Raw genomic sequence first — 14,217 nt, 5'->3', positions numbered from 1 at the left:
GCCCAGTCGGCTGCAGGCAATGCAAGGATTTTCCTCATTGAAACCGTGATCTGCGTGGCCGGTGTTTCAGATGGGAATTGCTTTCCACAGCTCAGGCGCGGATGGGCAGTCATCTTGCCCGATACCGGCATGGCCCCCCAAAGCATCTTTGGCTTGGGCCTTGCCCCTCTTCTGGCGCAGGGGCGGACCGGCAGCCTAACGCTTTGGCGTCACAGCGCCCGCCATGGCTTTCAGCCAGCAGGCGCGGTGACCTGAAGCGGGCGCGTGAATCTTCAGCGGGCTGGGTGTGGCGATGGTGACCCCAAGACCGTTGGCCGGGAATTGTATTGTGGTTGGCCGATGCACTATGATCGAATGTCAAGGCGCGCCAAAGGCATGGCACGTCCATGAACAGAAAGACCCCCAACTTGGCCGATCAAAGCCCGTCCGAAATGCCCCTGTCCGACGAGATGCTTCCTGCACAACGCAGGGAGCATCTGATTGAGTGGTTCGAAAACAATCACGCCGCTTCCAGTCAGGATCTGGCGCGGATGTTCGGCATCTCGGTGTCCACCGTCCGCCGCGATCTTGATCTGCTAGCCTCTGAAGGGCTGGTCAAGCGCACCCACGGCGGCGCGGTGGCCCTGCGCAACCGGTCGACATGGGAGCCGACCACCGACGAAGCCCGCATCACCGCAGCCGAGGAAAAGCAGGCCATCGCCCGCGAGGCGCTGACCTTCGTGAAACCGGGACAGGCGCTTTTGATAGACACCGGGGGTGTGGTCTGCCACCTGCTGGCGGACGAACTTGCCAAGCTGAACATTCCGCTGACCGTCATCACCAACGACCTCTACGTTGCCAACGCCCTGACTTACCGCGAGAATATCGCGCTGCACGTCCCCGGCGGCGCGCTCCGCTTTGGCAGCTACAGCCTGCTGGGGTCACCGGGCGAAGAGTTCCTCAAGGACATCCGCTGCGACATTTTCTTCATGTCCGCCGCCGCCGTGGACGAAACCTGCGTGTCGGAAACCGTGCTTGAACTGAGCCAGCTCAAGCGCGCCATGGTCGATGCGGCGCGCGACGTGATCTTGCTGGCCGACAGCGCGCGGTTCATGGAACGCGCCCTGCACCGTACCGTACCGATCGAGCGCATCAGCCGCATCATCACCGACGACGGGCTGACCGCGAAAAGCCGCGAGCGGTTCCCCTCGCCCTCGCCCGCATTCCACATTGCCCCGATGCAGCCCCAAGACCGAGCTTAACGCGCCGCCTCTTGTGCCAGCCACAGGCGCAGCGCGGTGAGCGGCGCGTGATCCATCCGGTCGGACGGCCACACCAGCCGATACGATCCGCGCACCGGCACCGATGGCGTCAGCACCGGCACCAGCCGCCCCTCAGCGATCTCGATCCTTGCGAGGTAGTCAGGCAGCAAGGCCACCCCAAGGCCGGAAATCGCGGCCTGGATCATCATGGAGAACTGATCCATCAACATCGCCCCGCGCCCGGCGGGTTCGGCCCCCTGCCCCCGGAACCAGTCCGCCCAGGCCGTGGGCCGCGACTGCAGGTAGAGCATCGGCAGCCGCGCCAGATCCTCGGGCGTCCCAAGCCTGTGTCTTGTGGCGAAATCGGGCGACACGCAGGCGGTGGCCCGTTCGTCGAACAGCTTCAGGTGATGGTCCCGCGCGGGTTCATCCTCGCCGAACAGCACCTGCGCGTCGAACATGTCAGACCCGAAATCCACAGGCGCGATCCGCGTCGACATGTTGAGTGAGATGCCCGGATGCGCCGACAGGAAGCCCCCCAGCCTCGGCCCCAGCCAGCGCGCCGCGAAAGTCGGAAGCACCGCCAGCGACAGCGTGCCGCCCTCGGGGTTGGCGACCACCGCCATGCTGGCCCGCTGCACTATATCGAGCGCCCGCGCCACGTCGCGCTGGTAGGCCAGCCCCGCCGCATTGGGCACCAGCCGCCGTCGCTCGCGGGTGAAAAGCTCACGCCCCAGCTGCTCCTCCAGCGACAGGATGAGGCGGCTTACGGTGCTTTGCGTCAGGTTCAGCTCTTCCGCCGCCGCCGTGACCGAACGCAGCCGCACCACCGCGTCGAAGGCCAGCAGCAAGCGGATGGAGGGAAGAAACCGACGTGGGCGCATATCATTCCGTTTCCGAATGGTTTCATGAGGGAATGCTGGTACTTTATGCGAAACTGCGCTGATATACAGACCCCAAACGCATGAACGCACCGGAGGATACATGGCCACCACCTCGCACAAGGGCATCGCCTACAACTGGGAAGATCCCTTCCTGATCGATGACCAGCTGACCGAAGACGAACGCATGATCCGCGACGCGGCCCGCGCCTTTGCCGCCGACAAGCTCGCCCCGCGCGTGGAAAACGCCTACCTCAACGAAGACACCGACCCCGAGATCTTTCGCGAGATGGGCGCTTCGGGCCTCCTCGGCGTGACCGTTCCCGAAGAATACGGCGGCGTCGGCGCGTCTTATGTGGCCTACGGCCTCGTCGCCCGAGAGGTAGAGCGCATCGACAGCGGCTACCGCTCCATGATGTCCGTGCAGTCGAGCCTCGTGATGTTCCCGATCCAAGCCTATGGATCGGAAGAGCAGAAGATGAAGTACCTGCCGAAACTGGCATCGGGCGAATACATCGGCTGCTTTGGCCTGACCGAGCCCGACGCGGGCAGCGATCCCGGCGGCATGAAGACCCGCGCAATCAAGACGGACGGCGGCTATCGCCTCGTCGGGTCCAAGATGTGGATCTCGAACGCGCCCATCGCCGATGTCTTCGTGGTCTGGGCCAAGTCCGAGGCGCATGACGGCAAGGTGCGCGGCTTCATTCTGGAAAAGGGCATGAAGGGGCTGTCCGCCCCCAAGATCGGCGGCAAGCTGTCCCTGCGCGCTTCCATCACCGGCGAGATCGTCATGGACAACGTCGAGGTCGGCGAGGACGCACTGCTGCCGGAAACGCAGGGCATGGGCGGACCGTTCGGCTGCCTCAACCGCGCGCGCTATGGCATCAGCTGGGGCGTGATGGGCGCGGCCGAGGATTGCTTCTTCCGGGCGCGGCAATACGGGCTTGACCGCAAGCAGTTCAACCGGCCCCTCGCGGCGACGCAGCTTTACCAGAAGAAGCTCGCGGACATGCAGACCGACATCGCCATGGGGCTTCAGGCCTCGCTGCGGGTCGGGCGGCTGTTCGACGAAGGCCGCTTTGCCCCCGAGATGATCAGCCTTATCAAGCGCAACAATTGCGGCAAGGCGCTGGATATCGCGCGCCACGCCCGCGACATGCATGGCGGCAACGGAATCCAGATCGAATATCAGGTCATGCGCCACGCCGCGAACCTCGAGACGGTGAACACCTACGAAGGCACCCACGACGTGCACGCACTGATCCTTGGCCGTGCCATCACCGGGATCCAGGCCTTTGGCTGAGGCACCGCTCAAGGGGCTGAAGGTTGTCGAACTGGCCCGCATCCTTGCGGGCCCGTGGATCGGCCAGACGCTGGCCGACCTTGGCGCCGAGGTCATCAAGATCGAGGCGCCCGAGGGCGACGACACTCGCCGCTGGGGGCCTCCGTTCATCGAACGGGGCCTGCCCGACGGTGGCAGCGAAACCGTGGCCGCCTATTTTCATGCGGCCAACCGGGGCAAGCGGTCGGTGACCTGCGATTTCTCGGACGCGAAAGATCTTGCGCAGCTGAAAGAGCTGATCGCCGGGGCCGACGTGGTGATCGAGAACTTCAAGGTCGGCGGGCTTGCAAAGTTCGGCCTCGACTACGCCAGCCTGTCGCAGCGCAACCCCGCGCTGGTCTATGCCTCGGTCACCGGCTTCGGGCAGGACGGGCCAAGGGCAAAGCAGCCCGGCTATGATTTCATGATCCAAGGCATGTGCGGGATCATGGACCTGACCGGCGATCCCGAGGGCGAGCCGCAGAAGGTGGGCGTTGCGTGGATCGACATCTTTACCGGGCTATACGGTGTCATTGGCGTGCAGGCGGCGTTGGCGGAACGGGCGCGATCCGGCAAGGGACAGCATGTGGACCTGTCGCTGCTCGATTGCGGCGTGGGGGTGCTGGCCAATCAGGCGGCGAACTTCCTTATCGGCGGGACGGTGCCGCAGCGGCTGGGCAACGCCCATCCCAACATCGTGCCCTATCAGGTGTTCCCCGCCTCGGACGGCCACCTCATCATCGCCTGTGGCAATGACCGGCAGTTCAAGGCGCTGTGCGCTGTGCTGGATCTTGGGCCGCTGTTCGAGGATGCCGCCTATGCCACCAACCCCGCACGGGTCGCGAACCGCGAGGCACTGTGTTCGATGATTGCCGAGGCCACGGCGCGCCATCCCAAGGCCGCGCTGATCGACGCGCTGGCGGCGGCGGGCGTGCCCGGCGGGCCGATCAACACCGTGGCCGAGGCGCTGTCAGATCCGCAGATCGAGGCCCGCGCCATGGCCGTCGCCCCCGAGGGCATCAAGGGCCTGCGCACGCCGCTGAAGTTCTCGCGCAGCCCTCTGGCACTGGACCTTGCTGCGCCGCGGCTTGGCTCTGCACCAATGGGCTGGGGCACCGAAACGGACTAGCGGTTGGCCCGCGCCAGAAGTCCCACCGCAAGCAGCCCCGTGGCGATGACCAGCATCGCCGCGGGCGCCGCCTCTCCGAGGTTCTCGAGCGCGGCCTGATCATGCACCCGCGTGGCGAGCGTGTCGTAGTTAAAGGGCCGCAGCAGCAGGGTCGCGGGCAGCTCCTTCACGCAATCCACGAAGACCAGCAGCAGCGCCGAGGCCAGCGAGGCCCGGATCAGCGGATAGTGGATTTCCGCCAGCGTCTGCCCCCGGCTCCGCCCCAGCGACCGCGCCGCCAGTGCAAGGTTTGGAGAGACCCGCCCCATGGCCGCATCCGCCGCCCCCTGCGCGATGGCGAAGAAGCGCACGCAATAGGCCAGCACCAGCGCAAAGGCAGAGCCGGTCATCACGAGGCCAATGTCGATGCCCGTGGCGGCCTCGACACCGTCTGCGAGCACATGGTCGAGCGCGGCAAGCGGGATCAGGATGCCGACCCCCAGCACAGCGCCCGGCGCGGCGTAGCCGATGGTCGTCACCGGCAGCAAAAGGCGCGGCAGGCTGCGGCCCGACAGGCGCACGCCGTAGACAAGGAACACGCCGCCCAGCACGGTCAGAACCGCCGCGATGCCGCCGACGCTTAGCGTGTGCAGCGCTGCCTGCCAGAGGTCGGGATCGGCCCAGACCTCGGCATTGCGCAGGGCATGTCGCAGGATCACCCCGGCGGGCAGCACGAAGCCCATGGCAAAGGGTATCGCGCAGAGCACCAGCGCCAGCCAACCCGCCCCGCCGGGCAGGCGGGTGCGGTTCACCGGGCGGTGGCGGCTCGAGAGGTTGAAGAACCGCATCCGGCGGCGCGAGCCACGTTCAAGCAGGACCAGCACAATGACCAAGGCAAGCACACAGGAAGCGATCTGTGCCGCGCCGCCCGCGTTATTGCTTTGCAGCCAGACGGAAAAGATGCCGGTGGTCAGGGTCTGCACGGCGAAATAGTCGACAGTGCCGAAATCGTTCACCGCCTCCATCATCGCCACCGCCATGCCCGCGGCAATGGCAGGACGCGCCAGAGGCAGGCCAACGCGCCAGAACCGCCCCAGCGGCCCCGCCCCCAGAGACTGCGCGACCTCGTCCGAGGTAGCAGATTGCTCGCGGAACGCGTTGCGGGCCAGCAGGTAGACGTAAGGGTACAGCGCCGCGCTCAGCACGACGATGGCGGCGCCCATGGACCGGATCTCGGGGAACCAGTAGTCCCGCGCGGTCTGCCAGCCGAACATCTGCCGCAGCGCGCCCTGCACGGGCCCGGCGTATTCCAGCAGATCCACCAGCGCATAGGCCCCCACGTAGGCCGGGATCGCCAGCGGCAACAGCAGCAGCCATTCCAGCCAGCGCCGCCCCGGAAAATCATAGCGCGCCACCAGCCAGGCAGCGCCCGCCCCCGACGCGCCCGCCAGAAGCCCCACCCCGGTCATCAGAATGAGCGTGTTGCTCAGGTAGCGCGGCAGGGTCGTCGAAATCAGATGTGGCCAGATGTTCTGGGCCGGGAACATGGCGATCCAGATCACCGACAGGATCGGCGCCACCACCAGCGCCGCGATCAGCGCCGCCCCCACGGACCATGGGCTGAGCCGCATGCGGCGGCCCGCTTGGCTGTGTTCTGCAAGGCTCATCGTGGTCCTTTCGAGGCCGGGCGGTTTTCCTCTTGGCGAATGGCCTTATACTGCGGCACCCGCGCAACCGAAAGAGCAGGCCATGCAGATCATCCTTCATCTCGGCGTCCATTGCACCGACGAGGACCGCCTGCTCAAGGGACTGCTGCGCAATGCCGAGGATTTCCGCAAGGACGGCGTCGCCATTCCTGGACCCAGCCGCTACCGCGCATTGCTGTCGGAAGCGCTCAACAGCCTCGGCGACGGCGAGCCCGCGCCCGAGGCGCGCGAGGTGTTGCTGGACACGATCCTCACTGAGGACCCCGAGCATGTGCAGCGCCTGATCCTCAGCCACGAGAACCTGCTCACGGTGCCCAAGCTGACGCTGGCGGGCGGGCGGCTTTATCGCAAGCTGGAACAGAGGCTGACCGGGATGCGCAAGCTGTTTCCCGGGGATGAGATGGAGGTCTGCCTCGGTCTGCGCGACTTCGCCAGCTTCCTGCCGGCGGTCTACCGCGCCACCCCGGTGAGCAGCTTCGACGAGTTCCTGAACGGCGTCGACCCCATGCACCTGCGCTGGTCGCACGTCATCACCCGCATCCATGAAACCCTGCCCGATGCCGGGGTCACCGTCTGGTGCAACGAGGACACCCCGCTGGTCTGGGGCGAGGTCATGCGCGAACTGGCGGGGATCGAGCTGTCGCGCAAGATCATCGGCAGCTTCGACATATTTTCCGAGATCGTCAGCCCCGAAGGCATGAAGCGCTTCCGCGGCTTCCTCAAGGAAAACCCCAAAATCAACGAGATGCAGAAGCGCCGGGTGATGCTGGCGATCCTCGACAAGTACGCGCTCGAGGGAGCCATCGAGGAAGAGCTGGACCTGCCCGGCTGGGATGACGCCTACGTTGAGGCGCTTACCGCGCGTTACGAGCAGGACGTGGAGCGTATCGGGCAGATGCCCGGCGTGACGCTGATCGACCCCTGAGAGCCATCGCCTTGACCGCCCCACTCGGAGGGCGTCTGCCCGAAGCGGCCCATCGAAAGCGCCTGCCCGACCACCCCAGCGGAGCGGCCTGAGCGCCCTTGCACGATGGGCGCCCAGCACGACGAGGCCCGCGCGATGAGGTCCCCTGCCCACACAAGCCACCCGGCCAGAGAATGGACGGCGCCATCCAGACCAGCCCGGAGGAGATACGAAACACCGCCGGGGGGCCGTCGATCATCTAAACAAGATACCCCGGGCGGCCCGCCGCCATGCTACCACGCAAAAGCCCGCCCATGCGGGGCACCCGGACGGAACGGCCTGAAGGCGGGCGTCAGCACCGGGCATGAAACCCGGCAGCTCCGGCCTCAGTCGATGTCGAACTCCCCGCCCTGTTCCAGTGGCAGCTCGCGGCTGTCGTTGATGGCGTTGGGCGCGCGGCGCATGTAGCCCTTCCACGCGTCCGAGCCGCTTTCACACCCACCATTGATCTTCTTCTCGCCCCCGAAGGCTCCTCCGACCCCGGCGTCCGAGTTGACGATGGAAATGCCGCAGTCAAAGCCGCGTGCGGAGCGGAAGGTCTCCTTCACGTCACCCGCGCCCTCGGGCGTACACTTGCCCGCCTCGACCGACACCAGCTTGCCGAGCATCTCCTTCGCGGCGCGCAGTTCCTCGTCCAGAAGGCGCACCAGCTCGCCGAAGCGCGGGGCGGGCACGTCGTGCCATGGTCTTGGCCAACGCGCTGGTCTCAGGCGTGCCCTTCACCACGTCCGAACCGAGCGTGGCACTGACCCTGGACTCCCGTGACCGCCCGTTCAGCTTCGAAGATGAGAGCTTCGATCTTGCCATCCACTACGGCCAGCCCCGCGGGCCCGGCGCCGTGTCGACCTACCCGTGCAACGAGATCGTTTTGCCCGTGGCCGCGCCCTCGGTCTGGATCCCCTGAAAGCGGCCTGCGCGATGTGCCACGCCTGCAGATGACCACGCGGCCACGCATCTGGCAGGACTGGTTCGACATGGAGGGGGGAGGGGCGGCGCGCGCAATGCCTTCGACGGGCTGCGCTTCGACCAGTCTCGATGCTGAGCTCGGCGGCTATCGCCGGGATGGGCGTGGCTTTGCCGCCCAGGTATCTCACCGAGGACGAGCTGGCGCGCGGCCAGCTGGCGCCGGTGTCGGGCGGGTCCATGCCCACCGAGTTCAGTTATTATTCCGTGCAGCCGGAGGCAAAACGCACCAGCGCCGCGGCGCTGACCTTCCAGTCCTGGCTGCTGGGCCAGGTCAGCGGGGCGCAGCCCGCCACCTGACGGCGCACGGCCCCCACCCCGGACGGGGCACGGGGGCCGCGACGCGCTCAGACCATGTTGAGCGCGGCCTTGTACATCTCCAGCACCGCCTCTTCTTCAGCGATGTCGTCCTTGTCGCGCTTGCGCAGGGCGATGACCTTGCGCATGACCTTGGTGTCGTAGCCACGGCCCTTGGCCTCGGCCATGACCTCTTTCTGCTGATCGGCCACTTCCTTCTTCTCGGCTTCGAGGCGCTCATAGCGCTCGATGAAGCTGCGCAGCTCGCCTGCCGCGACGCCGTAGCTGTTGTCCGAGGATTCGTCCTGCATGGTGCCATCTCCTGCCTGCTTCGAAGCCCTGATCTATCCCAAGCCGCCGCGCGGCGGCAAGGGCGAAGCCAGCCCACGCATGCCGCCGCCTGCAGGCGTGGCAAAGCTGGCCCGGAACAGACGGGCCCCGGCGCGTTCGGCAGCGATGGGAGCGCCGTTTGCTGCAGCAGCATGGCGCGGGCCTTCGGCAGCGGCTCGTCCCCGACACTTGCGGCACCCCAAGGGATGCTTTACCTCGCGTGGCGGCTGAACGATCACGGCCGGGCGATCACGGGAGACGCGAAATGGAATGGCTTGTCTGGGTTGGAGCGGGCGTCTCGATTGTCGGGCTGCTTGGCCTGATGGGATGCATCTTCAAGGTCTGGAGCTCGCGCCGGAAGGGCATGACCGACGACCAGCTGCGCGAGGTGGTGCGCAAGGTGGTCCCGCTCAACATGGGCGCGCTGCTGTTTTCGGTGCTGGGCCTGATGATGGTGATCCTCGGGATCTTCCTCGCCTGAGCGCAGCCCCCGGGCGATGCACCGCGCACCGCCCGGGGGCTGCGAAGGGCCTCTCAGGCGGCCCGCCCGTCGAGGCTGTCAAAGCTGCGGCCATTCTTGATGAGCTCGGCAAAGATCGGCTCCGGGGTCCAGAACGGGCGGTCCGGGTGCTCAAAGCTCTCGAGTGCCCGGCGCACGGACAACAGGCCCATCGCGCCCGCAAGATGCATCGGCCCACCGCGCCAGCGCGGCATCTCGAGCGCGTGGAGCGCCACGAGGTCGATCTCGGACGGGGCCGCGACCATCCCCGACGACAGCATCCGCGCGCCTTCGTTGGCCATGGCGCCAAGTACCAACCGGACAATCGCCTCTGCTGCAAGAGGCGCGGCGGCGGGGCGCAGATCCGACACCAGTGCCCGCAGCCCGGCATCCTCGGCAGGCTTCGAAGGCTGTGCTGTCCAGTCATAGACCCCCTTGCCAGAAGCCCGGCCAGACCGCCCCGCTTCCAGCAGGACCGCCGACCAGTTCCGCGCGCCCTCTGCCCTGGGGTGTCGCGCGAGCCCCGCAAGGCCCAGCACATCGCGGGCCATCAGTGGCGGGCGCAGCCACCCCCAATCAAGGAACGCCCGGTCGATGGCGTAGGGGTCCTGCCCAGCGTCGATCAGTGCATCCACCGCCCGCTGGCACACCGCCAACAGCCGCGAACCCACGGTTTCAGCCGACGAATTCACCCGAACGCCGACCTTGCCAAGCCGCGCCACCAGCGTGCGCGCCACGGCCAGCTCTGTCACGGTTACGTTAGGCCCGGCCATGACCTCGACCAGGCGGGCAGACGGGACCGGCTGGGCAAAGCGCAACCCCAGCGCTTCCACACGGCTTCCCGGAAAGATCGCAGCGCGCGGGACATCTTGCGGCGCCGGCACGTCGCCCTGCCCCTTCGCCGCATGCAGGATCAGCTGGGCGTCCCCCGTCATTGCCGCACTGTCACCGACCCTCAGCGAGGCCATGCGCTCCTGCGCCTCATCAGTACCGATTGTCCCGCGTGCGACCCCGTCATCGAAGGCATCGCGAAGGCGCGGCACCCCGTCCAGAAGCTGCGCGGGGTCGCGGGTTCCCCAGTTCACCGCGATCCCTGCATTGAGCAGGGTGAACGTCACCTGCACCGCCAGCGCGCCGCCTCCCAGAACCGCCACCCGGTCCAAGGCCGGGCGCGGCACATCGGCTTCAAGCCCCAGCCCCCGCGCCCTGCGTTCTGCAAGAAAGGCTGCGCGCAACGCTGTCGCCTGTGCCGATGCCCGGCAGGTTTCTGCCGCATCCGCTTCGAAGGACAGCCCCGCCTCGAAGGGTAGCAGCATGGCGGCCTCGACGGCGGCAATGATCTCGCGCGGGGCCTCTTCGGACCGGCGCCCGGCCTGTCCACGGTGATGCGCGACGGTCTTCTGGTAGCCTGCGGGATCGGCAAAGCCATCGGTGCGAAGGGAACTCGGCCGCGCCCCCTGCCCCGAGGCGATGACATCGCGCAGGAAAGCTTCGGCGGCTGACAGCAGGTACCCTTCGGCAATGCTGTCCACGATGCCGCGCGCCGCCCCTTGATCCACCGGATGCATGCCGCCACCCAGCATCATTTCGAGCGCGGCATCCGCACCGAGCAGTCGCGGCAGGCGCTGCGTGGTGCCGCCGCCCGGAACCAACCCAAGCTTGACCTCGGGAAGACCGAGCCGCGTGCCTGCGGCGGCAATGCGGTAATGCGCGGCAAGCGCAAGGCCGACCCCGCTGCCAAGGACCAGCCCGTGCAGCGCTGCGACGACCGGCTTCGGGCAGGTTTCGATCTGCTCGAACAGCCCGTTCAGGGCATCCGCGCCGCAAACCGGCCCGCAGGGATCGTCACCCCCCGAAAAGCTGCGGCCTCGCGCATGCAGCAGCACGCCGTCCACTTCGGGGTCCGAGGCGGCACGCTTGAAGGCGGCGTGCAGCGCCTCGCAAAGGTGTGGTGTCACCGGGTTTGAGGGCGGGGACGCCAGGGTAAGGATGGCGACTCCGTCCCGCGCGGACCATTCCACCACCTCGTGCCGATGTGCCATTCGCCCGCCCCCAAGCTTTTGCCGTTCACGCTTTTGCGCGCGTTTGCCGCATATTAGACGGCAAACGCCTTGCCAAGACAAGGGATCGGGAGAATGCGGTCAGACCGGCATATTGTCGAAGCTGTCCTCGATATCCGCATCGACATGCCCCCGCACGAGCGACACGGCAAGCACGGGCACACAACCGCCCCGTGCCTCGAGCTCCTGCACCTTGCGCACGAGCCGCGACATGCGCTCGGCGCGAAAGCCCGCATCCGTTCGCGGGTCAAGATCGCGGATCTCTTCCGCGAGGGTCCGGACATGTATCCTGAGTGTCTCAATCATGGCGGCAGCCTCCTCCTACCCAATGGCCGGCCCTTCCGGCCTAAGTGTCCGGGCACCGCGTCGGTGCAGGCGGTGCCGGAGCACGGGGCATATCGCAAGCATCGTACCATGCAGCACCTCGCCCCCCGCAGGTGCCTTTTGCATGGTCGCCCGCCCGACGGTCACGCCGTCCTGCCTGCCTGGACAGAGCAAGCGGCAACGGTCCGGCGATCCTGCACGCCCCGCGCAACCTCAGGATGATCCCCAACGCGCCGTCACGCAATGATTCAGATCAAGGACGCCCCTTGAAGTCACATTCACCTTTCTCTATGTGTAAAAACTATGGAGGACAGAGCCATGTCACCGGACGTCACAGCTTTCTTCGACAACGCCACCAACACCATTTCCTACGTGGTCCGCGACCCGATGGGGTCGGCCTGTGCGATCATCGATTCCGTGCTGGATTTCGACTATGCGTCGGGGCGCACCGACACCCGGTCAGCCGATGAGATCATCGCCTTCGTGACGGCCAATGACCTTCATGTCGCGTGGCTGCTGGAAAGCCATGTCCACGCCGACCACCTGTCTGCCGCGCCCTATATCCAGAAGGCCGTCGGCGGTCAGATCGGCATCGGCGACAACATACGCATCGTGCAGGACACCTTCGGCAAGGTCTTCAACGAGGGCACCGAGTTCCAGCGCGACGGCTCGCAGTTCGACAGGCTCTTCATCGAGGGCGACAGCTTCGTGATCGGCCAGCTGCGCGGCGACGTGATGCACACGCCCGGCCACACGCCCGCTTGCCTGACCTACGTGATTGGCGATGCGGCCTTCGTGGGCGACACGCTTTTCATGCCAGATTTCGGCACCGCGCGCTGCGATTTCCCCGGCGGCTCCTCCGGGACGCTGTTCGCATCGATCCAGAAGATCCTCGCCCTGCCGGACGACACCCGGATCTTCGTGGGCCACGATTACAAGGCTCCCGGCCGTGACACCTACGCTTGGGAAACCACCGTGGGCGAGCAGAAGGCCGCCAACATCCACGTGGGCGGCGGAGCCACTCGCGATGCGTTCGTGCAGATGCGCGACAGCCGCGACGCCACGCTCGCCATGCCGAAACTCATCATCCCGTCGCTTCAGGTCAACATGCGGGCCGGCCAGATGCCCCCCGCCGATGACAACGGCGACGTCTACCTCAAGGTGCCGATCAACAAGCTCTGAGCTTTCGCGGCATCCCCCAAGCGGAACGACACACATGGACATCGACTGGGTCTGGGGCCTCTTCGGAGGCCTCCTTATCGGCATGGGCGGGGCTGTCTTCCTGCTCTTCAACGGGCGCATCATGGGCGCTTCGGGGATCATCGGCGGGCTGGTGGACCGCTCTGCCGGGCGCAGCTGGCCCGAACGTGTGGTGTTCCTTGCCGGGGTCGTGCTGCTGCCGGTACTGCTGTGGCCGCTGAAGCCCGGGACCGACACGCATATCACCGGGAACATCGCGCTGCTGTTGATCGCCGGGCTTCTGGTGGGGGTCGGCACGCGGCTTGCCAACGGCTGCACCTCCGGTCACGGGGTCTGCGGCATGTCGCGCCTGTCGGTGAGAGGCATCGTCGCCTCGCTAAGCTACATCGGTGCCGGGGCGATCACTGTTGCGCTACTGCGCCACCTGCTGGGAGTGATCTGAGATGCAGCGATTTGTGTTCGCCTTCATCGCCGGCGGCCTGTTCGGCGCCGGGCTGTTCCTGTCGGGCATGACCGACACGGACAAGGTGCAGGGGTTCCTGGACTTCTTCGGAGCATGGGATCCGACGCTGGCCTTCGTGATGGGCGGCGCCATGCTGCCCATGGCCATCGCCTGGCGGATCGCGAAGCGGCGCGAGAGCGCGGTGCTCGGGAATGCCCTGCCCGGCCCGGCCTCAGCCCGGATCGATGGCAGTCTGATCGCCGGATCGGTGATGTTCGGCGCGGGCTGGGGCCTCGTCGGAATCTGCCCCGGACCGGCTATCGCAAGCCTCAGCTACGGTGGGCCGATGCTGTTCTTCTTCATCGCGGCGATGCTGGGCGGCATGGCACTTGCACCGAAGGTGCGGGAACGTCTGGACAAGTGGGTGCCTGCGGAGTGATCTAGCGCCCATGCAAATCACACAGCTCACCCCCGCCTATCACGTCTCGCCCCAGATCTCCGTCGAGGATGTGCCTGCCATCGCGCAGGCCGGGTTCTCGATGGTGATCTGCAACCGGCCCGACACCGAAGTCCCCGACAGCCACCAGAGCGCCGCACTGGAAGCGGCGGTCAAGGCCGCTGGCATGGAGTTCGCCTACCTGCCCATGACCATGGAAACCCTCGGCGAGGACACCATCACTGTGCAGTCCGAGCTTCAAGCTGCTGCCACCGGCCCGGTCTTGGCCTACTGCCGTTCGGGCACCCGCAGCTCGGTGCTCTGGGCGCTTGGCAAAGCAGGCGAGATGCCCACCGACGAGATCCTCGAGACCACCGCCAAGGCCGGCTACCAGCTGGACCAGATCCGGCCCGGCATCGAATCGCTGGCCAGCCAGAAGGGCTGA

Annotated in this window: 15 protein-coding genes and 3 pseudogenes; 11 read left to right on the top strand and 7 right to left on the bottom strand. The window is 66.6% G+C overall.

Going from position 1 to position 14,217, the window contains the following annotated elements; all coding sequences use genetic code 11:
- Positions 1–386 precede the first annotated feature (386 nt).
- Positions 387–1,241, top strand: coding sequence for a DeoR/GlpR family DNA-binding transcription regulator (locus IEX41_RS17190; protein WP_308421516.1), 855 nt, complete (start codon positions 387–389; stop codon positions 1,239–1,241).
- On the opposite strand, the gene IEX41_RS17185 is transcribed toward IEX41_RS17190, so the two are convergent.
- A complete protein-coding gene (locus tag IEX41_RS17185; RefSeq protein ID WP_188791555.1) occupies positions 1,238–2,125 on the bottom strand; it encodes a LysR family transcriptional regulator in 888 nt (295 codons plus the stop codon). The genes IEX41_RS17190 and IEX41_RS17185 overlap by 4 nt on opposite strands.
- 100 nt (positions 2,126–2,225) lie before the next feature.
- On the opposite strand from IEX41_RS17185, the gene IEX41_RS17180 reads away from it, so the two are divergent.
- Together IEX41_RS17180 and IEX41_RS17175 are read left to right on the top strand one after the other, a co-directional pair.
- Entirely contained in the window at positions 2,226–3,425 is a 1,200-nt protein-coding gene (locus tag IEX41_RS17180; protein ID WP_188791554.1) for an acyl-CoA dehydrogenase, read from the top strand.
- Positions 3,418–4,572, top strand: a complete 1,155-nt coding sequence (locus IEX41_RS17175) for a CaiB/BaiF CoA transferase family protein (RefSeq protein WP_188791553.1) — start codon at positions 3,418–3,420, stop codon at positions 4,570–4,572. Before IEX41_RS17180 ends, IEX41_RS17175 begins: the two co-directional genes overlap by 8 nt.
- Here the strand turns inward: IEX41_RS17175 and IEX41_RS17170 are convergent.
- Positions 4,569–6,218: an ABC transporter permease gene (locus IEX41_RS17170; protein ID WP_188791552.1), complete on the bottom strand. Its 1,650-nt coding sequence runs from the start codon at positions 6,216–6,218 to the stop codon at positions 4,569–4,571. The two genes, IEX41_RS17175 and IEX41_RS17170, sit on opposite strands and share 4 nt — an antisense overlap.
- 82 nt (positions 6,219–6,300) lie before the next feature.
- Here IEX41_RS17170 and IEX41_RS17165 point away from each other — a divergent pair, with 82 nt between their 5' ends.
- Positions 6,301–7,182 (top strand): hypothetical protein, encoded by an 882-nt coding sequence (locus IEX41_RS17165; RefSeq protein WP_188791551.1) that lies wholly within the window; start codon positions 6,301–6,303, stop codon positions 7,180–7,182.
- 365 nt (positions 7,183–7,547) lie between these two features.
- Here the strand turns inward: IEX41_RS17165 and IEX41_RS17160 are convergent.
- Positions 7,548–7,763, bottom strand: a pseudogene (locus IEX41_RS17160) (aldehyde dehydrogenase family protein); the annotation flags it as partial.
- A pseudogene (locus IEX41_RS21935) lies at positions 7,761–7,910 on the bottom strand (aldehyde dehydrogenase family protein); the annotation flags it as partial. The pseudogenes IEX41_RS17160 and IEX41_RS21935, both read right to left, overlap by 3 nt.
- Here IEX41_RS21935 and IEX41_RS17155 point away from each other — a divergent pair.
- Positions 7,904–8,125 carry a type 2 periplasmic-binding domain-containing protein gene (locus IEX41_RS17155; RefSeq protein WP_188791550.1) on the top strand — a complete coding sequence of 74 codons (222 nt, stop codon included), beginning with the start codon at positions 7,904–7,906 and terminating at the stop codon, positions 8,123–8,125. The pseudogene IEX41_RS21935 and the gene IEX41_RS17155 overlap by 7 nt on opposite strands.
- Before the next feature lie 128 nt (positions 8,126–8,253).
- Positions 8,254–8,484: pseudogene (locus tag IEX41_RS17150) on the top strand (LysR substrate-binding domain-containing protein); the annotation flags it as partial.
- Between the two features lie 47 nt (positions 8,485–8,531).
- Here the strand turns inward: IEX41_RS17150 and IEX41_RS17145 are convergent.
- Entirely contained in the window at positions 8,532–8,792 is a 261-nt protein-coding gene (locus IEX41_RS17145; protein ID WP_188791548.1) for a DUF2312 domain-containing protein, read from the bottom strand.
- Positions 8,793–9,076: 284 nt separating this feature from the next.
- On the opposite strand from IEX41_RS17145, the gene IEX41_RS17140 reads away from it, so the two are divergent.
- The gene (locus IEX41_RS17140) at positions 9,077–9,292 is read left to right on the top strand and encodes a hypothetical protein (protein ID WP_188791547.1); all 216 of its coding nucleotides are present in this window, start codon (positions 9,077–9,079) and stop codon (positions 9,290–9,292) included.
- 53 nt (positions 9,293–9,345) lie between these two features.
- On the opposite strand, the gene IEX41_RS17135 is transcribed toward IEX41_RS17140, so the two are convergent.
- Together IEX41_RS17135 and IEX41_RS17130 are read right to left on the bottom strand one after the other, a co-directional pair.
- Positions 9,346–11,352, bottom strand: a complete 2,007-nt coding sequence (locus IEX41_RS17135; RefSeq protein ID WP_188791546.1) for an enoyl-CoA hydratase-related protein — start codon at positions 11,350–11,352, stop codon at positions 9,346–9,348.
- Between the two features lie 99 nt (positions 11,353–11,451).
- Entirely contained in the window at positions 11,452–11,676 is a 225-nt protein-coding gene (locus IEX41_RS17130; RefSeq protein WP_188791545.1) for a hypothetical protein, read from the bottom strand.
- Positions 11,677–12,012: 336 nt separating this feature from the next.
- On the opposite strand from IEX41_RS17130, the gene IEX41_RS17125 reads away from it, so the two are divergent.
- From IEX41_RS17125 to IEX41_RS17110, 4 genes are read left to right on the top strand one after another with little or no spacing between them, the layout of a single operon-like run.
- Positions 12,013–12,876 (top strand): MBL fold metallo-hydrolase, encoded by an 864-nt coding sequence (locus tag IEX41_RS17125; protein WP_188791544.1) that lies wholly within the window; start codon positions 12,013–12,015, stop codon positions 12,874–12,876.
- Positions 12,877–12,910: 34 nt separating this feature from the next.
- Positions 12,911–13,336 (top strand): YeeE/YedE family protein, encoded by a 426-nt coding sequence (locus IEX41_RS17120; RefSeq protein ID WP_188791543.1) that lies wholly within the window; start codon positions 12,911–12,913, stop codon positions 13,334–13,336.
- Between the two features lies 1 nt (position 13,337).
- Positions 13,338–13,775: a DUF6691 family protein gene (locus tag IEX41_RS17115; RefSeq protein WP_188791542.1), complete on the top strand. Its 438-nt coding sequence runs from the start codon at positions 13,338–13,340 to the stop codon at positions 13,773–13,775.
- 10 nt (positions 13,776–13,785) lie between these two features.
- A complete protein-coding gene (locus IEX41_RS17110) occupies positions 13,786–14,217 on the top strand; it encodes a protein tyrosine phosphatase family protein (protein ID WP_188791541.1) in 432 nt (143 codons plus the stop codon).

It is taken from the genome of Salipiger pallidus, assembly GCF_014643635.1.
Taxonomy (GTDB): Bacteria; Pseudomonadota; Alphaproteobacteria; order Rhodobacterales; family Rhodobacteraceae; genus Salipiger; species Salipiger pallidus.
Note: the sequence above shows the minus strand (reverse complement) of the source record. Positions and strands in the feature narration are given on the sequence as shown.

Coding starts and splice junctions, on each gene's coding strand:
- IEX41_RS17165 (WP_188791551.1), top strand. CDS start 6,301: ATGCAGATCATCCTTCATCTCGGCGTCCATTGCACCGACGAGGACCGC.
- IEX41_RS17110 (WP_188791541.1), top strand. CDS start 13,786: ATGCAAATCACACAGCTCACCCCCGCCTATCACGTCTCGCCCCAGATC.
- IEX41_RS17120 (WP_188791543.1), top strand. CDS start 12,911: ATGGACATCGACTGGGTCTGGGGCCTCTTCGGAGGCCTCCTTATCGGC.
- IEX41_RS17180 (WP_188791554.1), top strand. CDS start 2,226: ATGGCCACCACCTCGCACAAGGGCATCGCCTACAACTGGGAAGATCCC.
- IEX41_RS17190 (WP_308421516.1), top strand. CDS start 387: ATGAACAGAAAGACCCCCAACTTGGCCGATCAAAGCCCGTCCGAAATG.
- IEX41_RS17170 (WP_188791552.1), bottom strand. CDS start 6,218: ATGAGCCTTGCAGAACACAGCCAAGCGGGCCGCCGCATGCGGCTCAGC.
- IEX41_RS17130 (WP_188791545.1), bottom strand. CDS start 11,676: ATGATTGAGACACTCAGGATACATGTCCGGACCCTCGCGGAAGAGATC.
- IEX41_RS17145 (WP_188791548.1), bottom strand. CDS start 8,792: ATGCAGGACGAATCCTCGGACAACAGCTACGGCGTCGCGGCAGGCGAG.
- IEX41_RS17155 (WP_188791550.1), top strand. CDS start 7,904: ATGGTCTTGGCCAACGCGCTGGTCTCAGGCGTGCCCTTCACCACGTCC.
- IEX41_RS17135 (WP_188791546.1), bottom strand. CDS start 11,352: ATGGCACATCGGCACGAGGTGGTGGAATGGTCCGCGCGGGACGGAGTC.
- IEX41_RS17125 (WP_188791544.1), top strand. CDS start 12,013: ATGTCACCGGACGTCACAGCTTTCTTCGACAACGCCACCAACACCATT.
- IEX41_RS17115 (WP_188791542.1), top strand. CDS start 13,338: ATGCAGCGATTTGTGTTCGCCTTCATCGCCGGCGGCCTGTTCGGCGCC.
- IEX41_RS17140 (WP_188791547.1), top strand. CDS start 9,077: ATGGAATGGCTTGTCTGGGTTGGAGCGGGCGTCTCGATTGTCGGGCTG.
- IEX41_RS17185 (WP_188791555.1), bottom strand. CDS start 2,125: ATGCGCCCACGTCGGTTTCTTCCCTCCATCCGCTTGCTGCTGGCCTTC.